Source organism: Christensenella timonensis (assembly GCF_900087015.1).
Taxonomy (GTDB): domain Bacteria; phylum Bacillota; class Clostridia; order Christensenellales; family Christensenellaceae; genus Christensenella; species Christensenella timonensis.
Genome location: NZ_FLKP01000002.1, coordinates 2,173,505 through 2,196,052 on the forward strand (window position 1 = coordinate 2,173,505; position 22,548 = coordinate 2,196,052).

Annotated in this window: 24 protein-coding genes; 8 read left to right on the forward strand and 16 right to left on the reverse strand. The window is 55.1% G+C overall.

Features of this window, described 5'->3' with window-relative positions:
• Positions 1–76 precede the first annotated feature (76 nt).
• Positions 77–1,015: a magnesium transporter CorA family protein gene (locus BN6471_RS11725; RefSeq protein ID WP_066649313.1), complete on the reverse strand. Its 939-nt coding sequence runs from the start codon at positions 1,013–1,015 to the stop codon at positions 77–79.
• 272 nt (positions 1,016–1,287) lie between these two features.
• Here BN6471_RS11725 and BN6471_RS11730 point away from each other — a divergent pair, with 272 nt between their 5' ends.
• Together BN6471_RS11730 and lepB are read left to right on the forward strand one after the other, a co-directional pair.
• Positions 1,288–1,473 carry a DUF951 domain-containing protein gene (locus BN6471_RS11730; protein ID WP_066649324.1) on the forward strand — a complete coding sequence of 62 codons (186 nt, stop codon included), beginning with the start codon at positions 1,288–1,290 and terminating at the stop codon, positions 1,471–1,473.
• Entirely contained in the window at positions 1,470–2,363 is an 894-nt protein-coding gene (lepB, locus tag BN6471_RS12710; RefSeq protein ID WP_082903468.1) for a signal peptidase I, read from the forward strand. Before BN6471_RS11730 ends, lepB begins: the two co-directional genes overlap by 4 nt.
• Before the next feature lie 227 nt (positions 2,364–2,590).
• Here the strand turns inward: lepB and BN6471_RS11740 are convergent, their stop codons facing one another.
• Positions 2,591–4,384: an alanine--tRNA ligase gene (locus BN6471_RS11740; RefSeq protein ID WP_066649327.1), complete on the reverse strand. Its 1,794-nt coding sequence runs from the start codon at positions 4,382–4,384 to the stop codon at positions 2,591–2,593.
• A gap of 22 nt (positions 4,385–4,406) precedes the next feature.
• Positions 4,407–5,789, reverse strand: coding sequence for a dipeptidase PepV (pepV, locus tag BN6471_RS11745; protein WP_066649330.1), 1,383 nt, complete (start codon positions 5,787–5,789; stop codon positions 4,407–4,409).
• A gap of 178 nt (positions 5,790–5,967) precedes the next feature.
• Here pepV and radC point away from each other — a divergent pair, with 178 nt between their 5' ends.
• From radC to BN6471_RS11770, 5 genes are all read left to right on the forward strand, one after another.
• Complete coding sequence (gene radC / locus BN6471_RS11750) at positions 5,968–6,717, forward strand: RadC family protein (protein WP_082903469.1); 750 nt, start codon at positions 5,968–5,970, stop codon at positions 6,715–6,717.
• Between the two features lie 84 nt (positions 6,718–6,801).
• Entirely contained in the window at positions 6,802–7,257 is a 456-nt protein-coding gene (locus BN6471_RS11755; protein WP_066649336.1) for a GNAT family N-acetyltransferase, read from the forward strand.
• 136 nt (positions 7,258–7,393) lie between these two features.
• Entirely contained in the window at positions 7,394–7,762 is a 369-nt protein-coding gene (locus BN6471_RS11760; protein WP_066649338.1) for a GntR family transcriptional regulator, read from the forward strand.
• Positions 7,759–8,598, forward strand: a complete 840-nt coding sequence (locus BN6471_RS11765) for an ATP-binding cassette domain-containing protein (protein WP_066649340.1) — start codon at positions 7,759–7,761, stop codon at positions 8,596–8,598. The genes BN6471_RS11760 and BN6471_RS11765 overlap by 4 nt, the downstream gene beginning before the upstream one ends.
• An 18-nt stretch (positions 8,599–8,616) precedes the next feature.
• A complete protein-coding gene (locus BN6471_RS11770; protein WP_147554028.1) occupies positions 8,617–9,384 on the forward strand; it encodes a hypothetical protein in 768 nt (255 codons plus the stop codon).
• 46 nt (positions 9,385–9,430) lie between these two features.
• On the opposite strand, the gene BN6471_RS11775 is transcribed toward BN6471_RS11770, so the two are convergent.
• The 4 genes from BN6471_RS11775 to BN6471_RS11790 all read right to left on the reverse strand — a co-directional run bounded on the left by BN6471_RS11775 (position 9,431) and on the right by BN6471_RS11790 (position 13,708).
• A complete protein-coding gene (locus BN6471_RS11775; protein WP_066649345.1) occupies positions 9,431–10,027 on the reverse strand; it encodes a TatD family nuclease-associated radical SAM protein in 597 nt (198 codons plus the stop codon).
• 22 nt (positions 10,028–10,049) lie between these two features.
• Positions 10,050–10,814 carry a TatD family hydrolase gene (locus BN6471_RS11780; protein ID WP_066650133.1) on the reverse strand — a complete coding sequence of 255 codons (765 nt, stop codon included), beginning with the start codon at positions 10,812–10,814 and terminating at the stop codon, positions 10,050–10,052.
• A 4-nt stretch (positions 10,815–10,818) separates the two neighbouring features.
• Complete coding sequence (metG, locus tag BN6471_RS11785; RefSeq protein WP_066649348.1) at positions 10,819–12,753, reverse strand: methionine--tRNA ligase; 1,935 nt, start codon at positions 12,751–12,753, stop codon at positions 10,819–10,821.
• A gap of 238 nt (positions 12,754–12,991) precedes the next feature.
• On the reverse strand, positions 12,992–13,708 hold the full coding sequence (locus BN6471_RS11790) for a 2-phosphosulfolactate phosphatase (RefSeq protein WP_066649351.1): 717 nt from the start codon (positions 13,706–13,708) through the stop codon (positions 12,992–12,994).
• 252 nt (positions 13,709–13,960) lie between these two features.
• Between BN6471_RS11790 and BN6471_RS11795 the strand changes: the two genes are divergently transcribed.
• Positions 13,961–14,209: an AbrB/MazE/SpoVT family DNA-binding domain-containing protein gene (locus tag BN6471_RS11795; protein ID WP_066649354.1), complete on the forward strand. Its 249-nt coding sequence runs from the start codon at positions 13,961–13,963 to the stop codon at positions 14,207–14,209.
• Positions 14,210–14,219: 10 nt separating this feature from the next.
• Here the strand turns inward: BN6471_RS11795 and rsmI are convergent, their stop codons facing one another.
• The 9 genes from rsmI to hflX all read right to left on the reverse strand — a co-directional run bounded on the left by rsmI (position 14,220) and on the right by hflX (position 22,340).
• A complete protein-coding gene (gene rsmI / locus BN6471_RS11800; protein WP_066649356.1) occupies positions 14,220–15,047 on the reverse strand; it encodes a 16S rRNA (cytidine(1402)-2'-O)-methyltransferase in 828 nt (275 codons plus the stop codon).
• A gap of 2 nt (positions 15,048–15,049) precedes the next feature.
• Positions 15,050–15,775: a tRNA1(Val) (adenine(37)-N6)-methyltransferase gene (locus BN6471_RS11805; RefSeq protein WP_066649362.1), complete on the reverse strand. Its 726-nt coding sequence runs from the start codon at positions 15,773–15,775 to the stop codon at positions 15,050–15,052.
• Positions 15,776–15,869: 94 nt separating this feature from the next.
• Positions 15,870–16,040: a DUF362 domain-containing protein gene (locus tag BN6471_RS11810; protein WP_066649364.1), complete on the reverse strand. Its 171-nt coding sequence runs from the start codon at positions 16,038–16,040 to the stop codon at positions 15,870–15,872.
• 67 nt (positions 16,041–16,107) lie between these two features.
• Complete coding sequence (locus BN6471_RS11815; RefSeq protein WP_066649367.1) at positions 16,108–16,998, reverse strand: PSP1 domain-containing protein; 891 nt, start codon at positions 16,996–16,998, stop codon at positions 16,108–16,110.
• Positions 16,995–17,936, reverse strand: coding sequence for a DNA polymerase III subunit (locus BN6471_RS11820; protein WP_066649370.1), 942 nt, complete (start codon positions 17,934–17,936; stop codon positions 16,995–16,997). Before BN6471_RS11820 ends, BN6471_RS11815 begins: the two co-directional genes overlap by 4 nt.
• Complete coding sequence (gene tmk / locus BN6471_RS11825) at positions 17,933–18,571, reverse strand: dTMP kinase (RefSeq protein ID WP_066649379.1); 639 nt, start codon at positions 18,569–18,571, stop codon at positions 17,933–17,935. The genes BN6471_RS11820 and tmk overlap by 4 nt, the downstream gene beginning before the upstream one ends.
• 37 nt (positions 18,572–18,608) lie before the next feature.
• Positions 18,609–20,021 (reverse strand): aminotransferase class I/II-fold pyridoxal phosphate-dependent enzyme, encoded by a 1,413-nt coding sequence (locus tag BN6471_RS11830; RefSeq protein WP_066649382.1) that lies wholly within the window; start codon positions 20,019–20,021, stop codon positions 18,609–18,611.
• A complete protein-coding gene (locus BN6471_RS11835; protein WP_066649383.1) occupies positions 20,018–20,485 on the reverse strand; it encodes a hypothetical protein in 468 nt (155 codons plus the stop codon). The genes BN6471_RS11830 and BN6471_RS11835 overlap by 4 nt, the downstream gene beginning before the upstream one ends.
• Positions 20,486–20,525: 40 nt before the next feature.
• On the reverse strand, positions 20,526–22,340 hold the full coding sequence (hflX, locus tag BN6471_RS11840; RefSeq protein ID WP_082903472.1) for a GTPase HflX: 1,815 nt from the start codon (positions 22,338–22,340) through the stop codon (positions 20,526–20,528).
• Between the last annotated feature and the right edge of the window lie 208 nt (positions 22,341–22,548).

Genomic DNA, 22,548 nt, shown 5'->3' on the forward strand with positions numbered 1-22,548 from the left:
CTATTACAAAATTTCGCACCACTATTGTAACATTTATCGAAACCGTTTACAAGGCTGCGGCGCCATTTGCCCATACCTAAAACATTTTCTTTTTCCAGAGGATATAGGCCGCCGCGCCCGAACATATGCCGGCGATCACGATCACCCACAAAAAGCCGAGCGGCTCCGCTGCAAAGGGCACCGGTACGTTCATGCCCCAAAGGCTCGCGAACAGCGTAGGGATCGCTAAAATGATCGTCAGTGATGTAAGGATCTTCATCACGATATTGAGGTTATTCGAGATCACGCTCGCAAACGCGTCCATGGTTCCCGAAAGGATGTCGCGGTAGATCGTGCCCATCTCGATGGCCTGCTTGTTTTCGACGATAACGTCCTCTAAAAGGTCAAGGTCGTCCGGGTAGCTTTTGATGACGCGCGATTTGAGCATTTTTTCCAGCACGACCTCGTTTGACTTCAACGAGGTGGAAAAATACACCAGTGATTTTTCCAGCTTGAGCATCTGGATCAGCTCGCTGTTCTTCATGGATTTGTGCAGCGCGTTTTCCACCTGCGTAGAGGCCTTGTCGATCTGCCGCAGGTACTGTAAATATTTGCTTGCGTTCTTATATAATATCTGTAATAAAAAACGTGTTTTTTTGCAGGTATCAAACCCGCCGCGGATGTTCTGGTTCCAGAAATCCTCCAGAATGGAAGTCTCCTCCAAACATACCGTAATGATGTTGTCCGCCGTAACGATGATGCCCATCGGCAGCGTCGTATACACGAATGAGTTGCGCTCCGAAGTGACGACCGGGATATCGACCAACACAAGCGTCTGGTCGTCCTCCACGTCGATACGCACCGCTTCTTCACTGTCGAGCGCCGCACGGATAAACTCGTCCTCGATATGGAGCGCGTCCCTCACGGAAACGATCTCCTCCTCGGACGGGTCGAGCAAATGGATCCATGCGCCCGGCTCGATGCTGTCGATCTCCCTGAATTTGTTGTTTTGCGCCGTACTGAAAATCCTGATCATTGCCTTTCACCTGCTTTCCTTGGGCAGGCGGTATCACGGGCGAAAATACGCTGTCCGCACACCGCTGCCTGACGTTATATTCTGCGTTCGTTTAGGGTCTGCGTCCACGTAAATCTCACCTCCGTAGTTTAAAAGCATTTCCGACCAACTATAATTATAGCTTTCCCCAAATTTATATGCAAGCCTCATTTTCTCCTAGGCTTTCAAAATAAAATCATGTATAATAGAAAGGGTATACGCACAGGCAGTCCTTATACACTATAGGAATATGTATGAAACAGGAATTTAACTGTAACGATATCGTTGAAATGAAAAAACCGCATGCCTGCGGGGGGACGCGCTGGGTCGTCGTCCGCACGGGCGCGGACGTCAAGGTCAGGTGCCAAACATGCGGGCGCATCGTGATGCTTGATTACGAGACATTTATAAAAAGACTGAAAAAGGTTGTACCTACATGAGCAGAGAATTGGGAAATGCAAATAGCAGGCCCCGCCGCCCGAAGGATCGTTCCAATTTCGGCGGCTTTGGCAACGAACAGGAAGAAAATATTTATACGCCGGAAGAAAAGGCGGCTTACCGCCGCCGGATCGTCGTGCCCCCGCAGGGCTACGATACCCGCCCCGGGGAAGAATACCTGTATGAAAACGCACCGCGTGTCGACGAGGAAGCTCCCTACGCGGAGCCGTATTACGATACGGACGAGGATTTTTACGAAGAAGGCTACGATCCCGCCGAGCAGGACGATTCGTACTTTGAGCCCATCGACGGCGATCTTTTGGAATACGACGAGTTCGGTCGCAAACGCAAGCCCGTGCGTGCCGTACCGCGCACCGAAAGCAAGGCGCGCGCCGTATGGGGGTGGGTCATCTCCATTATCGCCGCTATCATCATCGCCTTTGTCGTGCGTGCGTTCTTTTTTGAGATCATCCTTGTGGACGGGGCCTCCATGCAGCCGACGCTCGAATCGGACGAGCGCCTCGCCGTGGAAAAGGTCAGCCGCTATTTTGGGTTGCCCGAATACGGCGATATCATCATCGTACACTACCCCAATATGGACGGAACATACGTCAAGCGCGTGATGGGCCTGCCCGGCGATACGATCGAAGTAAAAAACAGCACCGTATACCGCAACGGCGAGCCTTTGGCGGAAACTTATACCAGCAGCGACCCTTACGCGGACATGGAAGCTGTGGTCGTGCCGGAGGATACCGTATTCGTCATGGGCGATAACCGCGCGCATTCCCTCGACAGCCGCACCGCCTACATCGGCCCGATCGACAAGGACGAGATCGTAGGCCACGCGACGTTTGTCATCTGGCCGTTCGACCGCATGCACTCCGTCGGTTAGTACGGCTGCCCTGCGTCAAAAGCGCGTATGCCATGTAGTGCCCGTCAAACTTTCGGCCTGTTTCCTATCGACGTAGTTACCGCAGCCTGAGATGGCTATTTGCATTCCGAGTCTGCGCGCTGCGCTTGCAAAGACGTCGGATGCAAACATCACATCACGGCTACGGATCGATTATTCCCATAACAAAAAGGACTGTCCTTTAGGGGCAGCCCTTTTCTTTTTCCCTCTTAATCCAGCACAGCCTTGATACGGCGCACGCCCGCGCTGCTGCTCTGTTCTTTCTTGATCTTGAAATGGCCGAGCTCCGCCGTGTTCTTTGCGTGCGGCCCGCCGCAGATTTCCTTGGAATACCCGGGGATCGTGTATACCTTCACCAGTTCGCCGTACTTGGAATCGAACACGCCCATCGCGCCCTGCGCTTTGGCCTCGTCCACCGTCATTTCCTCTTCCACCACGTCAAGCCCGGCGGCGATCGCCTCGTTGACGTATTCCTCCAGTTTATCAAGCTCTTCGCGCTCTACCTTACGGTCAAAATTGAAGTCGAAACGCAAACGCTCCGCCGTAATGTTAGAACCTTTCTGCACAATATCCTCGCTTAAAAGCTTTCTGAGCGCCGCGTTCAAAAGGTGCGTCGCCGTATGCAGCCGCGCCGTCTGCTCGCTGGTGTCCGCAAGGCCGCCCTTAAACCTTTGCTCCGCCCCCGCGTGCGATAGCTCCTGGTGATGCTCGAAAGCTTTATCAAAGCCTTCCTTATCCACCTTAAAGCCGCGTTCATCCGCCAGTTCCAGCGTAAATTCGATGGGGAAACCAAAGGTATCGTACAGCCGGAACGCGCTTTTGCCGTCGATCACATCGCCTGCCGCGAGGTTCGCCGTTACTTTTTCAAATTCCTTTAAGCCCTGCGTGATCGTTTTCTGGAAGCGTCCTTCCTCTTTTCCGATCTCTGAGAGTATCTTTTTCTCATTGGCGCGCAGCTCCCCATATGCGTGTGCGTATTTGTCGATCACGACCTTGGCGATCTTTTCAAGGTTGCCCTCCGCGATCCCCAGCTTGCCCGCAAAACGAATGGCGCGGCGCAGCAATCTCCTGAGCACATAGCCCTGGTCGACGTTTGACGGCGTGATGCCTTTTTCGTCGCCGATCATGAAGGTCGCGCAGCGGATATGGTCTGCCACGATACGGAACGCTTTTCTCGTCTCTTCGTCCGCGCCCTCGTATTTTTTCCCGGACAGCTCCTCGATCTTCGCGATGATGGGCGCAAACACGTCCGTTTCGTATACGGATTTTTTGCCCTGCAAAATGGCGATCGTACGGTCAAGTCCCATGCCCGTATCCACGTTTTTCTGCTCCAGCGGCACAAACGTCCCGTCCGCCTGCTTGTTATATTCCATGAACACGTCGTTCCATATCTCAAGGTATTTCCCGCAGTCGCACGACGGATTGCAGTCCGGCCCGCAGGCAGGTTTTCCCGTGTCGATGAACATTTCCGTATCCGGCCCGCACGGCCCCGTAATGCCCGCCGGCCCCCACCAGTTGTGCTTTTTGCCCAGGAAGAAGATGTGGTCGTCCTCTACGCCCATCTCCCGCCACCTGTCATATGCCTCCATGTCGCGCGGCGCGTCCTCGTCGCCCGCGAAGCACGTGAAGTAAAGCTTGTCCTTTTCGATGCCCAGCCACTGCTCGCTCGTCAAAAACTCATAGCTCCATGCGATCGCTTCCTTCTTGAAATAATCGCCCAGCGACCAGTTGCCCAGCATCTCAAAAAAGGTGCAGTGCGATTCATCGCCCACCTCGTCGATATCGCCCGTACGCACACACTTCTGCACGTCCGTCAGCCTTGTGCCCGCCGGGTGCTTCTGCCCCAGCAGGTATGGGACGAGCGGATGCATGCCCGCCGTCGTAAAAAGAACGGTAGGGTCGTTTTCGGGTATCACCGACGCGCTCCTGATGACCGCGTGCCCCTTGCTCTTGAAAAAATCCAAATACATTTGCCGTAATTCGTCACTTGTTAAGCACTTCATTTAAAAACTCCTTCGCTGCTTGCTATTTACAAAGCACCAATATGGCGTTTGCTATGATATCCGCTACCTTTACGAGCGAATCGATTTCAATATATTCATCCGGCTGGTGCTCCGTCCCCTCCTGCCCCGGGAACAGCGCGCCGAAAGCCACGGAATTGGGGAACGCGCGCGCATAGGTCGCGCCGCCCATGGTGATGCAGTATGCCTTTTCCCCCGTCACTTCCTCATACGCCTGCTTGAGCCCCGCAACAAGGGGCGAATCCTCGCTTACATAGTGCGAGGGACGCGAAAACGTTTCCTCTACCTCAAAGCCCGCAAGCTTTTCCCTTACCTGCTTTAAAATGCCGTCCTTGTCGCCGCCTACAGGATAGCGGATGTCCACGCCGATCGCGACCCCGTCCCCCTCGGCCTTGCAATAACCGACGTTTAAGGAAAGCGCACCGGAAAAATCCTCCTGCGCGATGCCCAGCGCCGTGCCGTCCGTCTGTGTGCCGATGAGCGCGGCCAGCTCGTAAACCGTGTCGCTCCACACGTTCTTTTTTAAGGGCAGCATATTCAAAAACTGTATCAGGTACATGAGCGCGTTTTTGCCGTCCTCCGGTTTGGAGCCGTGCGCCGACACGCCGTGCGCCTGCAGGATCATCCCGTCCCCGGAGGGCGCAGAAGTGATTTTGACAGGCGAATCCTCGTTGAAAATGTCGATCATGGCGCCCAGCGCCTCCGTGTTCCCGCCGACCGTGCATTCCGCAAGCGCGGGCACCACGTTCACGCGCTCTCCCGCGCGGATCTCCTTTAAGACGAGCGCACCGCCCGGCGCATAGTCGTATGCCTTTCGCCGCAGCGTCAGGTGCAGCAAGCCCTTTTCCGCGTTCACAATGGGAAATTCCGCATCAGGCGATATCGCCATCGTCGGGATCTCTCCGCCGTTTTTCTTATAAAAATCCATATCCGCCCAGCCGCTTTCCTCATCGCAGCCAAAGATAATGCGTACGCGTTTATTGAGGCTGATGCAGTTTTCCTTGATCGCCGACAGCGCAAACAGCGCCGCGATCGCAGGCCCTTTGTCGTCGATCGCGCCGCGCCCATAGATACGGCCGTCCTTTACCGTCCCTTCAAAGGGGGGCACCGTCCAGCCCTCGCCTGCCGGGACAACGTCCAGGTGCGTCACAATGGCGAGCATCTCGTCCCCGTCGCCGTATTCCACATATCCCAGATGGGAAAAGAAATTCACACTGTCAAAATCCAGCCGTTCCGCGAGGTTCAGCGTCTTGATCAGCGCGTCAAAAACGCCCTTTCCATAAGGCATGTTCCCCTGCGCTTCACTTTTCACGCTCGGGATCCCAAGGATCGTTTTCAGCGCGTCTACCATTTCATTTTTGCGTGGTGCAAGCGTAAATTCCAACATTTCTGTTTTCTCCTGACATTTAGGCAAACGAATACATATCGAATGCGTATCTATTATAGCAGAAAATCCGTTTATAATACATACTTTTTTATCCTCTTTACAGGAATGGGACGCACGGGCGGCGAACTATGTAAATACCGGAATATCCATATTTATTGGGGAGGGAAGTCTTATTTCACTGCATGACGGGCACCGCGCACGCCTCAAAAACCGCTACCTGCAAAAGGGGCTTAGCGCCTTTGAAGACCACGAAGCGCTTGAGCTCTTGCTTTTTTACGCTATCCCGCGCCGCGATACCAATGCGCTTGCGCATACCTTACTGAAAAAATTCGGCAGCTTAGGGCGCCTGCTGCGTGCGGACGCACGGGACATCGCCCATGTCGACGGCATCGGCGAGCAAAGCGCCATCCTGATCTCCCTTGTGGGCAGCCTCATGCTGCGGGAAGCCTCAGCGCCCGCTGGGAAAACGGTGCGCCTAAAATCCATCGACGCGGCGATCCGTTATGTGCAGGGCCTTTTTGAGGGCAAGACAGAGGAACAGTTTTATGTGGTGTGCCTGGACGCGCACTGCGCCGTGCTGCATACCGAGCTTTTGAGCCGCGGCACCGCGACGCAGGCCCCCGTTTATGTCCGCCATATCACGGAAAGCGTCATCCGCTCGGGCGCCGACAAGGTCATCGTTGCGCACAACCATCCGGGCGGCAATCCCCAGCCCAGCAAAAAGGATATCGAGACTACCCAGCGTATCCTGCTCGCCATGGATGCCCTGGATATCGACCTGCTGGACCATATCATCGTCGGGGCTGCGGACGCTTTCAGCCTTGCGGAAAAAATTCTGCTGCGCGGCAAATACCCTGAAAAAGACGCGCGCCTTGCCCAATACGGCGAGCGCGTCATGCAAGACCTGCCTTCCTTTTTGCAAAGGTAGCTATTGCAAAACCTGCCGTTTCTGGGTATAATTCTTAAGAATAGTTTATACTATCAAATGACCCTATTGGAGGAATCAAGTATTATGGCAATTGAATATTTCCATATAAAAGAGCGGGACTTCGACTTAGTGGAACAGCTGATCCAGATCGAAAACTCGTCCTATGAAGCGGGCGGCCTCGACGTGTTCGACCTGATCGCCATGCTCCGCCACGCGCGCGTATACGTTGCCGTAGAATATGACGAAATTTTAGGCGCTGTCTATTTCATGCGCAACTTCGATAACCCGGACAAGGTTTTCCTGCACAGCATCAACATCTTAGACCCGCAGGCAAACCCCAACCTTGGAACGTCGCTTTTAAATATCGCCTTTGCCGATATGAAAACCTTCGGCATCAAGATGGTGGAAGTGAACGTAGACCCGTCCAACTACCGCGCGCTCAAGATCTACCGCGAACACCTCGGCTTCGTTGCGAGCGACAGCATGCAGAGCGAGATTTTGAACGGCGAGGAAATACTGATGCTGCAAAAGGAGCTGTAAAGCCCCTTCCCCGTACGGGATCGCAAGAACCGCCTACGCGGTTCTTTTTTATTTTCCGCATATCCTTGACAAATGTCTCCACATGTTATATAGTTAGTTACATGAGTAACGAACCAATTATGCTAAGGAGGACGAAATGAAGATCGATTTTGAAAGCGAAACCCCTATCTACTTGCAGATATCCGCGCAGATCGAAGACTCCATCCTCTCCGGTGCATTCGGCGAAGAAACGCAGGTACCCTCCACAACAGAGATTTCAACGCTCTACCATATCAACCCCGCCACCGTTTTAAAAGGCATGGCGCTGCTGGTGGACGACGGTATCTTATACAAGAAACGAGGTGTCGGTATGTTTGTAAAACAGGGGGCCGCGCAGGCCATCCGTAAAAAGCGGCAGCAATCCTTTTACGAGGATTTCGTCTTAAGCCTGCTAAACGAAGCGGAAAAATTGGGCATCAGCCCTGAAGAATTGATCGATATGATCGCGAAAGGGGCAAAAAAATGATCGAACTGAAAAACGTGACCAAAAAGTTCAGGGACTTAACGGCGCTCGACCGCGTGAACCTTTCCTTTGAAGAAAACCACATCTACGGACTGCTCGGGCGCAACGGCGCGGGCAAATCCACCCTTTTAAACCTTGTGACCAACCGCCTGTTCCCCACCGGGGGCTTCATTTACGCGGACGGTATGCCGGTCATGGAAAACGACAAGGCGCTGTCCCTCGTTTCCTACATGAGCGAAGATACGCTTTACGACCCTTCCATCCCCGTGCGGCGCATCTTTGAATGGACAAAGCTTTTTTATCCCGGCTTTGACATGGATTACGCCTATATGCTGGCGCAAAAGTTTTCCCTCGACCCCAGGAAAAAATCGGGCAAGCTCTCAACGGGTTACCGCTCCATTTTCAAACTGATCCTGACGCTGGCGTCGGGCGCCAAATACCTGCTGTTCGACGAGCCGGTACTGGGCCTTGACGCGAACCACAGGCAGCTTTTTTACGACGAGCTTTTGACACGCTATGCACAGAATCCCTGTACGGTTATCCTCTCCACCCACCTGATCGAGGAAGTAGCGGGCATCATCGACCGCGTTATCATCATCAAAGACGGCGGAATCCTCCTTGACCGGGAAACCGAGGATATCCAGAGGATGGGCTTTACCGTTTCCGGTCAAAGGGACGCGGTGCGCGCGTGGTGCGAGGGCAAAAACATCCTCGGTACGCAGGAATTAGGCGGGCTGATGCTTGCCCATATCCTCGGCGAACGCACGGACGTCCCCCCCGCACTGGCGGTTACGCCGCTCGACCTCCAGCAGCTCTTTATCCACCTGACCAACGCATAAGAAAGGACGGACGTCAACATGAGACTGAAAGAAATGTTTTTTTGGCAATACAAATCCAACCGCCTCGCTTTCCTGGTATTTTACCTGATCGTAGCGGCAGCCACACTCGCAGGCTCCATCCTGTTTGTCTCCGGTACGCAAATAGCCGCCGACAGCGGGGTCAGCGTGGTGGGTGTGACCATCAACTCCGACAGTCCCGCGATGGGGCGCTTCAACATGGCGACCCTGCCCATCGCGGTGGTCTTTTTGCTGATCTTAGGCCTGGCGAGCTTTGCCGAAAACCTGCGTCTGGCCCTTGCCAACGGCGTTTCCCGCCGTACGCATTTTCTAAGCTTCCTGCTGTTTGCCCTGGTAGCCTCCGCGGTAACTGCGCTTCTCAGCATCCTGTTCGACGCGATCCCCGGCTTTTTCGGGGTGTCCGGCGCAAGCTCGCAGTTTTCCGGCTCCTTCTTCGTGCTGCTCCTGTTCTTTGCCATGGTCTACCTGTGTATCGCCGCGCTCGGCTACTTCATCGCGGGCGCATACTACCGGATGAACAACCCGGCAAGGGTAGCCGTTTCCATCGGCGTGCCGGCCGGCTTGATCATATTTTTCGCCAACGTTTTTAGTTTTGGTTATGATCTTGGGAATCCACTCTATCCCATTACGAAAGCGCTTATCTCCTTTGGCGATTGGATGACCCAAACCCTCAACGCCGCCCTGTTCTTCGCGCTCGCAGCCGTCCTCTTCCTCTTTTTGGGCTGGCTATTAACGCGCCGCGCGCCCGTCAAAGAGCCCGTAGCATAAAAACAGTATAAAAAAGAGGCTGCGACGCTGCAGCCTCTTTTACTTTCTACGAAATATAGTGCCGCACCCTGAAGTGCGCGCCCACGTCCTGCGCGATCCTGCGGCACGTCTCGATATCCTCCGGGCTGATCACATCCACCACCGAAAGCGTCGTGTGTATGCCGTATTTCACGCAGTCCCGTGCAAAATCGAGCATATAACGGAACCCGTCCTCTCCATAGCGGCTGTGTACCACCGCTTCATACTTGCGCGCATCCGCCTCGTTTAGGCTGATGGACACCTCGTCGATCAGTCCCGCCAGCTCCTGTGCGATGTCCCTGCCGTGAAAGGCGCTCGCGTGCCCGTTGGTATTGAGGCGCGTATGACCGCCGTAATTTTTGACGTACGCCGCCACCTCTTTTAATTCGTCTATGCGGATGGTTGGTTCGCCGTAACCGCAGAAAACGACGTCCGTCTTGTCCTTTTCCAGCTGCTTTATGATATCGCCCGCCGTGGGCTCTTGTTTGAGCCACAGGTCGTATCCGGCAACGCCGTCGCCCGTCCTGCGCAGGCAAAATTCACAGTCGTTCGTGCACCTGTTCGTCAAATTGATATAATTGACGTCGCCTAGCTTATAAACATATGTATCCAAATTCGCTTCCATTCCACGCGCCCTCGCGCGTCCGTTATTCTATCCCGAAAAACCGCTTCCCGTTTTCCAGGGTGATCCGTGCGACCTCTTCTACGGGCAGCTGCCTTACCTCCGCCATCTTTTCCGCCACATAGCGTACATAGGCAGGCTCGTTGCGTTTCCCGCGCAGCGGTACCGGCGTCATGTACGGGCAATCCGTTTCAAGCAGCAGCCGCTCCATGGGCACGGCCTGCGCCGCCTCGATCGTCTTGCGTGCGTTCTTAAAGGTAAGCGCCCCGCCAAAGGCGATGTAAAAGCCCATTTTCACAAGCTCCTCCGCCGTCTGCGCGCTGCCGGAAAAACAGTGCAGCTCCCCGCGCACGCCCGGGTATTGCTTTAAGATAGCCAGTGTGTCAAGCGTCGCTTCCCTGCTGTGCACCACGATGGGCAGGCCAAGCTCCATCGCCAGCTTAACCTGCTCGGAAAATGCCCGTTTCTGCGTATCCCGCGGGGAAAAATCGTAGTGGTAATCGAGCCCGATCTCGCCGATCGCGACCACCTTTTCTTCTTTGCTTAGGGAACGCAGCACATCTTTGGCAGCTTCGTCCCACTCCGACGCGCTGTGCGGATGCACGCCCACCGCCGCATAGACGCTGTGGTGCTCCTTTGCGAGCCCCGCGGCACGGATGCTGTCCGCAATGTCCGGCGAGCTTTCCACGACATATTCGATCCCCTGCCCCGCGAGCCTTGCGATGAGCGTTTCCCTGTCCTCGTCAAAATGCCCGCTCAGAAGGTGTACATGTGTATCGAACAATTTCATTCCATTATCCAACGGTCAACCCATCCTCACTGTCAGCCGTCACAAGTGCGATATCCGGGTTATCGCCCACGGCGAGGATCATCCCCTCTGAAAGCGTGCCGCGCAGCTTTGCGGGCTTTAAGTTCGCCACGATCACCACCGTCTTGCCGACCATATCCTGCGCGCAAAAGCTTTCGCGTATCCCCGAAACGATCGTCCTGCGCTCGCCGCCGCACTTGACCGTCAGCTTAAGCAGCTTGTCAGACCCTTCCAGGTTTTCGCAATGGATGACCTTTGCGGTCTTAAGCTGCACCTTCTTAAAGTCGTCGATCGTGATCTGCTGCGGCCCTTCCTGCTTCTTTTCCTCTTTGGGCGGCTCCTGCGCCGCCGCCATCAGTTTATCCAGCTCCGCAAGCTCCTTATCTACCTCGATACGCGGGAAGATGGGCGCGCCCTTCATGACATTGATCCCCGCGCGCAGCTGCCCGTATTCCAAAATGCTGTCCCAACAACTAAGGGGCCCACAATTATCAATACCCAATTGTTCGCGCATCTTAACCGCTGTTTCGGGCATCACGCTCTCGATCAGCACGGAAATAATGCGCAGCCCCTCCGCCAGGTGGTACATCACGCTCGCAAGCCGCGGTTTTTTCCCCTCGTCCTTTGCAAGCGCCCACGGCATGGTAACGTCAATATATTTATTGAGCATGCCCACATACTGCCACGTCTCGCCCAGTGCTTCGGACACCTTCCATTCGTTCATCAGCGCTTCAAACCGCCCGGGCAGCCCGCTTGCAAAATCGATCAGCTTGCGGTCGTCTTTTTCGGCCTCTCCCGCAGCGGGAATCTCCCCGCCGAAGTATTTGTCGACCATCGCGACCGTGCGCGAAAGCAGGTTCCCAAGGTCGTTCGCAAGGTCTGCGTTGATACGCGTAAGCAGCAGCTCGTTGGAAAACATCAGGTCGCTTCCGAGCGGCGCCTCGCGCATGAGGAAGTAGCGGATCGCGTCCACGCCGTACCGCCCGACCAATACGACCGGGTCGACCACGTTGCCGCGGCTCTTGCTCATCTTCCCGCCCTGCAGCGTGAGCCAGCCGTGTCCGTACACGCGCTTTGGCAGCGGCAGGCCGAGCGCCATCAAAATCGTCGGCCATGTGATCGTATGGAAGCGCACGATCTCCTTGCCCACCAAATGCAGGTCTGCCGGCCAATATTTCCGGAACATACTGTCGTCGTCCGATAAATAGCCGAGCGCCGAAATATAGTTGGAAAGCGCATCGATCCATACATACATCACGTGGTCCTTGTCAAAGGGAACGGGTATGCCCCACCGGAAGGACGAGCGCGATACGCATAAATCTTCAAGCCCGGGCAGCAAAAAGTTGTTGAGCATCTCATTTTTGCGCGATTCAGGCTGGATGAACTCCGGGTTGTCTTTGATGTGCTGTATCAGCTTGTCCGCATACTTTGACGCACGGAAGAAATAGCTTTCCTCCTTGACGCGCTGCACGGGCCGCCCGCAGTCCGGGCATTTCCCGTCTATGAGCTGCGTATCCGTCCAGAATGCCTCGCACGGCGTGCAATACCAGCTCTCGTATTCGCTTTTATAGATATCGCCCTGGTCGTAGAGCTTCTGAAAAATTTTCTGTACGCATTGCTCATGGCGTTTGTCCGTGGTACGGATAAAATCATCGTTCGTGATGTTCATCAGCTCCCACAGCGCCTTGATCTGCGCCACGATGCCGTCCACATATTCTTTGGGGGACATCCCCTTTTCCATGGCGATCTTCTCGATCTTCTGGCCGTGCTCGTCCGTCCCCGTGAGGAACATGACGTCATAGCCCGTCTGGCGCTTGAAGCGCGCGATCGAATCTGCCGCGGTCGTGCAATACGCATGGCCGATGTGCAGCTTGTCGCTCGGATAATAGATCGGCGTCGTGATGTAAAATTTTTCACTCATACTTGTCTGTGCTCCTTTTCGTCGCCACACGCCCTGCTATAGCCGTTTCCGGCGGCCAAAGCAGGGAAGCGCGCGCATATTGTACATAGGTAACATTATATATTTTTATATCCATGTTTTCAATAGCGTGTCAAAAAAGCTTTCTGTTATGCGCTTTCCAGAAGTGTACTATCTTATGTAATACAAATATTTCCGCATAAAAAAACGCAGCGTACGCCACGTCCTTTTATTCCTCCGGTTATCCTTTTATGATAACGCCCTCCTGATAGACCGGAACCACGCCCAGCGTATCTTCGCGCGTGCAATATTCCAGGTCATCATAAAGCTTCAATTGCTTCAAATACTCAAAATGCGTGCTTCCCTCAAGCGCGGACAGGATGTCGTGGTTCGCGTCATGGTAAAGCTTTAGGGCAACCTTGCCCATATCGTCCGTTTCCAGCGTTTCGTCGATCCGGAGCAGGCGGTCGATGATACAGCCCATCGCCAGCATATCGTCTGTCGAGAATTTGCCCTTCGTTCCGGCGCATACCAGTACGATGTCGTTTTCCAGGCTGCGCGCCTTTTTCGCGACCGCTTCCGCGTTGATGAACGAACCGATCAATACATCCTCCGCCGCGGCCATGGACTTGATGGCCACCGTCCCGTTGGTCGTCGAGAAAATAATGATCTTTTCCGCAACCACGTCCTCTGTGAATTCCAAGGGGGAATTGCCCAAATCAAAACCGCTCACCTTCTGTGCCGCGATCTCACCGCACAAAAGGACGTTGCCTTCCGATATCTTTTTAATCGCAGCCGCCTCGTTCGCCTCTTCCGTGGGCACGATCCTGTCGCATTTGTTGGAGATCGCCGTGATGATCGTGGCGGACGCACGCAGCGCATCGATCATGACTGCCGTCCTGTCCTGCAGCTCCTGCCGCGGCAGGTCGCTGAATACTGCTGAACAAATTATTTTCATGTTACCCTCTCGCAATAAACTTATGTGTGTCAGTATGATATAACACTCTACACCATTTCCCGTGCAAATACAAGTAAAATCAATTTAATATATTAAATTTTTGGCTCTGTAAAGCAATTTCATAACCGTCAAATTCTTGATAAAACCGCCATTTTTTTACAGGGTTTCCTTCCCATAACCACCATAGACTTACATTGACGAAAACCTGTTTATTTGTTAAGATGAACACGTTCGTTATAGGAGGTAAAACACATGAAATCTACAGGAATCGTAAGGCCACTCGACTCCCTCGGCAGAGTCGTACTCCCCATTGAACTGCGCCGAGTACTTGGTTTCAACTGCAAAGACCCTGTCGAAATTTTCGTGGATGGCGACTATATTTTACTCAAAAAATATCAGCCCGCTTGTATTTTCTGCGACAGTATGGAAGACGTAAAGGTCTACAAAGGGCGGAACGTATGCTCGCACTGCATCGAAGAAATGCAGGAGCAGGTAAAATAGCCGTATTTTCCTATAAATCCAGGAGGATCTGGTACGTTCTGTTTTTTGGAACGCCCAAAAGCGCCGCAACATAAGCTGCGGCGTCTTTTTTTGTCATCCCGCGCGCAAGGCTCTCCTGTAATGCGCGCACGATCTCTTCTTCGCTCGCTTCCCGCACATGCCGCGCCGCGCCCACCACCAACACAAACTCGCCCTTCACCGCCTCCCGGTCGGCGAACACGTCGAGGACTTCCTTTGCCGTGCCCCGCACGACCTCTTCATATACCTTCGTCAGCTCGCGGCAGGCGCAAACCCGCACGTCCTTGCCGCATACCTCGCAGATGTCCTTTAACGTCTTTACGATACGGTTGGGGCTTTCGTATATAACGCACGGCTTGCCTGCGTCCCGTATCTCCCCCAGCTCCTTTTTGCGCACCCCGGACTTGGTGTTCAAAAATCCATAAAAGGAAAACCGCGAACAATCCATTCCGCACAACGTCACCGCCGTGACCGCCGCACACGCGCCCGGCAGGCTTTCCACCTCGATCCCTTCTTCCACACACCTTTTGACAAGCCCATATCCCGGGTCGGAAATCACCGGCGTTCCCGCATCCGATACCAGCGCGATGTGCTTTCCCTCGCGCAGCGCCCCGACCAGCTCGCCATAGCGCGCTTCATTGCTGTATTCATGGAAGCTCACCAGTTTTTTTTTGATCTCAAAATGGTTCAAAAGCTTGACCGTATGGCGCGTATCCTCCGCCGCGACAAGATCCGCCTGCTCAAGCGTCTTGAGCGCGCGCAGCGTGATATCGCCCAGATTGCCGATCGGCGTTGCTACAATGGATAATTTTCCGCCCATGCCTATTCTTCCCCGTTCCTGTGGTATATCTTCCTGACCTCCGCTGTTTCGCTCCCGTCCGCTTCGTGTACGACGAGCGGCGGCAGCGCCTTAAGGGATGGCCGCCCGTCCTTTGCCGCGCTTAAAAGCATACATACCGCCTCGCTTCCAAGGCGGCTGTGTATCAGCCGCATTTCCTTTGGCTCCAGCCTGCATGCGCGCAGCGTTTCAAATATCTCCGCCATCCGCGATACGCGGTGTATAAGGCACAGCTTACCGCCCGGGCGGAGCAGCCGGCCCGCCGCCTTACAGATTTCTTCCCATGTGACCTTCGTTTCAAACCTTGCGGCCTGGTGGCTCTCGTCCATGCTCGGGATCGCTGCCGTAGCCTTGTCATACGGCGGGTTCACGACCACCATGTCATAATCGCTGCCAAGAAGCCGGTGCGCGTCCCTCAAATCCCCCTGCACAATGCGGATACGCCCCTCAAGTCCATTTAATTCCACGCTCCTTTGCGCGGTCGCCGCCAGCTTTTCCTGTATCTCGATGGCGTCTACCGTGATATCCGGCTGCCTGCCGTACAAAAGCAGCGGCAATATCCCGGTGCCCGTGCCAAGGTCTGCGATGCGCGCGCCTTTTTTGGGCGAAGCAAAATCCGCCAGCAGCACCGCATCCGTGCCAAAGCAGAAAAGCTCGCTGTCCTGTATGATCCGGAGCCCCTTCAGCTGTAAATCGTCGATTCGTTCCATGCGCCTATTATACCATAAAGCATGCCGCGCGCGGGCAATAAAAAAGAAACCTGCTTTTGGGCAGATTTCTTCATTACTCGTTTTGTGACCTCGATTACGCCTCGGAAATCGCTTCAACCGGGCATGTAGAAGCACATGCGCCGCAGTCGATGCACGTATCCGCATCGATCACATAGCGTTCGCCGCCATCGGAAATCGCGTCAACCGGGCAATCCGCCGCGCAAGCGCCGCAGGAAATGCAGCCTTCAGAAATTTTATATGCCATGTTCGCTCACCTCCATAATTATTAACACTCTTATTCTAACATTTCATCGCAAAAAAGCAACACTTTTTTAGTCTTTCAGCAGCTTTTTCATTTCCTCGTCGATCACGGCTTCTTCTTCGGGGCGCGCCTTGCCTCCCGCCTGCTTATTCCTGCTTACCTTGATGTCCGCAAGGTCGTATTCATTGAGCTCGAACGTGCCGTCAGGCAATATGCGCTTGGCGCGTACTTTTTCGGTCAGCGCGTTCGTATCGACCACGCACGCTTCACCGTCGCACGTTGTCACCATCGCGCCCACGCGCGGCAGCTTCTTGCGCATCTGGTGGTAATGCTCCTGCTCGTAGTTGAGGCAGCACATCAGCCGCCCGCACAGCCCGCTGATCTTGGTCGGCGACAGCGACAGGCTCTGTTCCTTGGCCATTTTGATGGATACCGGCTGGAAGTCCCCCAAAAAAGCGCTGCAGCAGCACGGCCGCCCGCACGGCCCCAGCCCGCCTACCTTCTTGGCTTCGTCGCGCACGCCGATCTGCCGGAGCTCGATGCGCGTTTTGAAGATTGAAGCCAGGTCTTTGACCAGCTCGCGGAAATCGACGCGGCCTTCCGCCGTAAAGTAGAAAATGATCTTGCTTCCGTCAAAGGTATACTCCACGTCGATCAGCTTCATCTGCATCTTGTGCTTGGCTATCTTTTCCATGCAGATATCAAACGCTTCTTTTTCCTTTTTCCTGTTCTTTTCCAGCTTCCTGAAATCCTTTTCGTCCGCTTTCCTGACTACTTTTTTCAGCGGCCTGCCGATCTCTTTTTCCGTCATTTCCCGCGGGGAAAGCACCACTTCGCCAAACTCGACGCCGCGTGCCGTTTCCACCACCACTTTATCGCCTGATTCTATCTCAAGGTCGCCGGGATCGAAATAATAGATCTTCCCGACTTCGGAGAATCGCACTCCTATTACTGAACTCATAAAATTACCTCCAATATATGAAAAAGCATGCTCTCCAGCGCGAGCTTCGTATTGAGCCCCGCACACTGGGCGCGCTTTACCACGCAATCATAAATTTTTTCCTGTGTGTTGACCAGAACGTAGTCGCTCAGGCGTGCGTGCTGCGCGATCTCTGGCAGCTTGTCCTGGTTGACGATATGCCCCGCATCGCCGGTATGCTTATAGACCAGCACATCCGCAATGTAACGCAGCGCCACGTCAAGGCACAACGATATTGCCGTTTCATGCTTTAAGAAAAGGGCAAGCGTCGCGCTCGTCGCCATATTTTTTGCCGTCCACAGACGATTGATGGCCAATATCATGTCGTCGCGCACGTCGAAAAAACCATCCTGCAAAAACGCAAGCGCCAGATGGTAATCCCCACCCGCCGCGTCCGAGAGTACGCGCGCTTTCAGGGTCGGCAGTTTTTGCCCTTCCCTAAGCTTTTCTTCCGCCGCTTCTTTCGATAACGGCGTCTTTAAAATTATACACCGCGACAATATGGTAGGCAATATGTTTTTGATATTTTGCGCCCCCATCACGAATACGGTATTTTCCGGCGGTTCCTCCACCACTTTCAAAAGAGCGTTCTGCGCCTGCGGCGTCATGGTGTCCGCCTGCGCGATCACCACCGCCTTATAGCCGCCCTCGTAGGCCTTGTTTGCAACCTCCGCCGGGACAGCGCGCACATCGTCGATCTTGATGCTGCCCTTTGCTTCGATATACGTCACGTCGGCATGGTTTTTATGCGCATACTTAAGGCACCCCGGGCATGTCCCGCAGGCGCTGTGCGTCCGGCAGTATACATGCATCAGGAAGTCGTCGATCTCCGCGAGCGTCGTCTGCGCCGACGCCCCCGCGATCAGGTATGCCCCCGCAATCTTTCCCGTTTTGATTGCGTTCTCAAATACTTCGTTCATACAAAAAAGCCGCGTTCCTTCAAAATTTCGTCCATCTTTGCCCGTACGATCTCCTGCGTCTCGAACTTATTGCCCGAGGCGTCGATGCGGACGATCCGCTCGGGATACATCTCCGCAAGCTTTACAAAGCCGTTGTAAAGCAGGATATAAAACTCCTCCTCCTGCGTTTCCAGCCTGTCGTGCACACGCTTTTTGCTCATGCGCTCAAAGGCCAGGTGCGGCGGGAAATCCAGGAAAAAGGTCTTGTCAGGCATGCAATCGCCCATGGCAAAGCAGTTGATGTCCATCACCGCTTCGATTCCCAGGCCGCGCCCTACGCCCTGGTAGGCGAGCGAAGAATCGATGAACCGGTCGCACAGGACGACCCTCCCGCTTTCTACCGCGGGGCCCACCACTTCCCCCACGTGCTGCGCACGTGCTGCCGCGTAAAGCAGCGCCTCCGTCCGGTCATACATTTCCTTGTTTTCAATATCCAGTACCAAATCGCGTATCTTTTCCGCGATGTTGCACCCGCCCGGCTCGCGCGTCAGCACCGGCGCGATCCCCTTTTCCATCAGGTATTCGGATAAAAAGCGCATCTGCGTGCTCTTGCCGCACCCGTCCACGCCCTCGAACGTAATAAATAAACCCTTCAACTCGTCTTTTCTGCCTTTCTGTATGCTTACCTTCCGCTCACAAACACGCGACCTCGATGCCGCCGTCCATGCCGAAAAGCTGGTAGCCGCTGTATTTCAAGCGGTTCAAATAATCGATCATCCGTTCCGTGACCTTAACCCCAGGTACGATCACCGGCACGCCCGGCGGGTATGCCCCCACGCTCGCCGCCGCGATATAGCCCACGCTTTCCCGCGGCTCCATTCGCCTGCGCTGCGCGAACACCGCCTCGCGTATATCCGCCGCGGGCTGCGCGCCGTATATCGCCGCGAGGTCGTCCGCCGTCTCCCCAGCGCGTATATTATAATTGGAACCCTTGATATTTTTCAACACCATCTTCAACAGGTCAAAATCCTCCGCGCCGTCCGCGACCGTGCAGATGAGCACGATGTTGGAAATATCCGCCGCTTCCACCTCGACCCCGTTTTGGTGCAATATCCGCGCCGCCGCAAAGCCGCTCACCCCCCGATCCGTCACATCGATCACCAGCTTCAGAACGTCCCGGTCAAAAGCGCCCGCAAGGCGCGGTACGTCCTGCAAAACGCAGCGGTATCCGCCCAGCGCCTCCAAGCGCCGCATATTGTCCTCCACCAGATTGACCGTCATGCCAAGCGCCGCCTTCCCGTGCTCGCGCATATAGCCCAGCGCATAGTCGCTCGAGCCCAAAAGCACGTACGACGGGCTCGTGGTCTGCAGCATGTTCAGCCTCGCCTGCACTGTCTCGTGCCCGATCTTTGCATTTTCACCGACGCACAGCACAGCGCACTGGTTCATCGCTTTGAGCGTCTTGTGCAAGCTCGCCACCCAAATATCGCATCCCGCTGCCGCAGGCGAAACGGGCAGCAACTCTGAAAAATCGAACGCCGCGCTGTGCGCCGCGTCGCACACCACCTGCATCCCCGCGTCATGGGCGATCGCGCAAATGCGGTTTAAATCCACGCACATCCCATAATAGTTGGGGTACGTCAGGTAAACGGCCTTCGCGTCCGGATGCGCGCCGACCGCACGCTTTATGTCCTCTACGCTCACCACGCACGGCAGCTGCGTATCCTGCGCGGAAGGATGCACAAACACCGGTTTTGCGCCCGCAAGCGCAAATGCGTTCACCGCGCTCAAATGGAAATCCCGCGCGGCGATCACCTTATCCCCCGGCGCGAGCACGCTCAGCAGCGCGGCATGGATGCCGCCAGAGCTTCCGTTCACCAAAAAGAAGCTTTCGCGCGCGCCGATCGATGCCGCATACAGCTCCTGCGACCTTGCGATCGCGCCCTGCGGCATATACAGGTTGTCCGCGCCCGGCAGCTCCGTGATATCATAACAATTGACTTCAGACGGCAAAAAGCCGGGCTTTCCCTTGTGCCCCGGCATACAGAAACGCGGCCCGGATTTTCCTGCGACCTCATGCAGCATATCCACAATAGGCGTGTTCATGACCCGTCCTCCAGTCTTTCCTTCAGCTCCTGCGTCGGGCTCAGAAGGATGGCGACGTCCCCCGCGTCCAGCACAAACGTTTCGCTCTTTTTACAAAACGTGAATTTGCGCTGCTTTTTGCCCGCAATGCGCCCCTGCATCGCCGCATACGGCCCCATAGCCGCGATATCGCGCACAGGCATGGAGAAAAGCTCCTTTTCCCGCGCGCCCACCTTGCGCCCGAAATATACCTTGCCCTTTTGCACGACGTACACATAATCCGTCATGCGGTATTTGATCAGGAAAAAGCCGATCACCACCACGCCGCCGTACAGCACGAACTGCGGCCAGTTGATGCCCAGCCAAAAACGCAGGAACGCTGTGGCGAACAGGCCGAAAAAGATGACCGCCACAATAGCGAGCGTCCAGAGGACGCCCTTTAGCGCGCTCACTTTTCCATGCTTTAGCTCTTCCCTGAATTCCATCGTTTTCCGCCTTTCCTTATCCCTTCTATCATATCAAAAATCATGGTTTTCCGCAACTTTGCCCGCGTCCTTTTTCCCCGCCCAGGCGCCGGATGATGTCCTTTGGCAGCTTTGCCGTAACGGCGATATGCCGCGGTTCATATTCCAGCTGCACATCCTTGCCGTGCTTGCTTACAAGCGCAAGCAGGTCGCCGCGCTCATAGCCGATCCTTCCGCAGAAGCTGTATAACTGCGGCTGCAAAAGTGACGCGACACGCGCGAGCAGCTCGTCCATCCCCGCGCCCGTACGCGCGGAAACATACACCGTATGCGCGTCGTTTTTGGGAACGTCCCCGTCCAGTTTGTCGCTCTTGTTCATCACGGTAATGCGCGGCTTGTCGTCCGCCTCCAAAGAGCGCAGCACCTCGTCCACCACTTCCATCTGCGCATACGCATCCTCTCCCGCAGCATCTGTCACGCACAAAAGCACGTCCGCGTTCCTTACTTCCTCCAGCGTGGAGCGGAACGCGCTCACAAGGTCGTGCGGCAGCTTCTCGATGAAGCCCACCGTATCTGTGAACACGACTTCGCCCGCCTCGCCCAAATCGACCTTGCGCGTCACCGGGTCAAGCGTTGCAAACAGTTTGTCCTCCGCAAGTACGCCCGCGCCTGTCAGGTAATTTAAGATACTGGATTTCCCCGCGTTGGTATAGCCGACCAGCGCGACTTCCGCCACATCCTTTTCCCTGCGGGCGTTGCGCCGCAGCTCCCGCTGCTCCCTGATCTTTTCCGCTTCCTGCGTCAGCTCGAAAATACGCCGGCGGATGCGCCGCCTGTCTACCTCGATCTTTTTTTCGCCCGGGCCGCGCGTACCGATCCCGCCGCCTAAGCGCGAAAGCGCCGTTCCCTCTCCCTGCAAACGCGGCAGCGCATATTTGAGCTGCGCCAGCTCCACCTGCAACCTGCCTTCGCGCGTACGGGCGCGCCTGGCAAAAATATCGAGGATCAGCGTCGTACGGTCGACCACCTTCAGGCCGAACATTTCTTCTAAATTCCGCGTTTCCAGCGGCGTCAGCTCGTCGTTGACGATCACCGTGTCCACGTCCATCGCCGCGATCATAAGCGATAAGTCCCGCGCCTTTCCCTTGCCGATGTAATACGCGTGGTCGCGTTCGCGCTGCTGCGTCTTGATGGCGACGATTTCCGCACCCGCCGTAATCGCCAGCCGCCGCAGCTCTTCCATGCTTGCAGGGGGGGCGTTGAGCCCCAAAAGCATCACGCGCTCCGTTTCTTCCCCCGTCTCCTTCATCGCGGCCAGCGCACTGATGCGCTGGGTCGCCAGGGCGATCTCGTTCATCAGTGCGCGCTGCGGGATCCGCCCCGGCCTGAACGGCCCGGCGATCTCCACCTCGTCCAGCTTATCGCCCAAAAAACCGACGGTCATCGCCGTCGCTCTCCCATCCTTTACGGAGATCGCCGCCATCGCGTCGAATTTTGAGGATTTCAAAGACCCGATGTCCACATCCGAGAGCATGGGGCTGCCGTTTGGATGCGTATGCAGGGCGCGGATACCGTTTAGGCCCAAAAAGCTGCGCCGCGCACGCATATAAGGCATTTTCACGCTGCCGCTGTCGCCGACGGAAACGTCCATCACCTTGCCGCCCCGCGACAAAAAGACGGATATCTCCTTATTGAGCTCCTGCGTGAAACGCGCCATATGAAAGAGCAGCTCCCCGGACACAAATTCCTGCGGCGCCATCTTATGTTCGTATAGCTGCTCCATTTCCGCAAGCACGCTGTTTCTGATCCCTTGTATATTCCCGTGTATTTCCATATTGGTAGTATAACAGACTTTGGAAAAATATTCGATATGCAAACGGCGGCACAGGTACCGATCCCCGCGTGCGTGGAAGTGCGATGCATGGGCATGTTCCAGACTTTCCCATTAACCCGCCGCAATTTTCTCCCGTGGCGTGTTTATTCCGGACAAGTCATTTTAGTTTAACGTTAATTCAATTTTTGCCTGTTTAGGAACAATGCGATCCGTGTATTATGTATAAAACCAACGTTCCTTAAAGGAGAGA

What these genes read in the sequence shown, in the direction of transcription:
- BN6471_RS11725 (WP_066649313.1), bottom strand. Translation starts at nt 1,015, where the DNA reads ATGATCAGGATTTTCAGTACGGCGCAAAACAACAAATTCAGGGAGATC.
- BN6471_RS11730 (WP_066649324.1), top strand. Translation starts at nt 1,288, where the DNA reads ATGAAACAGGAATTTAACTGTAACGATATCGTTGAAATGAAAAAACCG.
- lepB (WP_082903468.1), top strand. Translation starts at nt 1,470, where the DNA reads ATGAGCAGAGAATTGGGAAATGCAAATAGCAGGCCCCGCCGCCCGAAG.
- BN6471_RS11740 (WP_066649327.1), bottom strand. Translation starts at nt 4,384, where the DNA reads ATGAAGTGCTTAACAAGTGACGAATTACGGCAAATGTATTTGGATTTT.
- pepV (WP_066649330.1), bottom strand. Translation starts at nt 5,789, where the DNA reads ATGTTGGAATTTACGCTTGCACCACGCAAAAATGAAATGGTAGACGCG.
- BN6471_RS11755 (WP_066649336.1), top strand. Translation starts at nt 6,802, where the DNA reads ATGGCAATTGAATATTTCCATATAAAAGAGCGGGACTTCGACTTAGTG.
- BN6471_RS11760 (WP_066649338.1), top strand. Translation starts at nt 7,394, where the DNA reads ATGAAGATCGATTTTGAAAGCGAAACCCCTATCTACTTGCAGATATCC.
- BN6471_RS11765 (WP_066649340.1), top strand. Translation starts at nt 7,759, where the DNA reads ATGATCGAACTGAAAAACGTGACCAAAAAGTTCAGGGACTTAACGGCG.
- BN6471_RS11770 (WP_147554028.1), top strand. Translation starts at nt 8,617, where the DNA reads ATGAGACTGAAAGAAATGTTTTTTTGGCAATACAAATCCAACCGCCTC.
- BN6471_RS11775 (WP_066649345.1), bottom strand. Translation starts at nt 10,027, where the DNA reads ATGGAAGCGAATTTGGATACATATGTTTATAAGCTAGGCGACGTCAAT.
- BN6471_RS11780 (WP_066650133.1), bottom strand. Translation starts at nt 10,814, where the DNA reads ATGAAATTGTTCGATACACATGTACACCTTCTGAGCGGGCATTTTGAC.
- metG (WP_066649348.1), bottom strand. Translation starts at nt 12,753, where the DNA reads ATGAGTGAAAAATTTTACATCACGACGCCGATCTATTATCCGAGCGAC.
- BN6471_RS11790 (WP_066649351.1), bottom strand. Translation starts at nt 13,708, where the DNA reads ATGAAAATAATTTGTTCAGCAGTATTCAGCGACCTGCCGCGGCAGGAG.
- BN6471_RS11795 (WP_066649354.1), top strand. Translation starts at nt 13,961, where the DNA reads ATGAAATCTACAGGAATCGTAAGGCCACTCGACTCCCTCGGCAGAGTC.
- rsmI (WP_066649356.1), bottom strand. Translation starts at nt 15,047, where the DNA reads ATGGGCGGAAAATTATCCATTGTAGCAACGCCGATCGGCAATCTGGGC.
- BN6471_RS11805 (WP_066649362.1), bottom strand. Translation starts at nt 15,775, where the DNA reads ATGGAACGAATCGACGATTTACAGCTGAAGGGGCTCCGGATCATACAG.
- BN6471_RS11810 (WP_066649364.1), bottom strand. Translation starts at nt 16,040, where the DNA reads ATGGCATATAAAATTTCTGAAGGCTGCATTTCCTGCGGCGCTTGCGCG.
- BN6471_RS11815 (WP_066649367.1), bottom strand. Translation starts at nt 16,998, where the DNA reads ATGAGTTCAGTAATAGGAGTGCGATTCTCCGAAGTCGGGAAGATCTAT.
- BN6471_RS11820 (WP_066649370.1), bottom strand. Translation starts at nt 17,936, where the DNA reads ATGAACGAAGTATTTGAGAACGCAATCAAAACGGGAAAGATTGCGGGG.
- BN6471_RS11830 (WP_066649382.1), bottom strand. Translation starts at nt 20,021, where the DNA reads ATGAACACGCCTATTGTGGATATGCTGCATGAGGTCGCAGGAAAATCC.
- BN6471_RS11835 (WP_066649383.1), bottom strand. Translation starts at nt 20,485, where the DNA reads ATGGAATTCAGGGAAGAGCTAAAGCATGGAAAAGTGAGCGCGCTAAAG.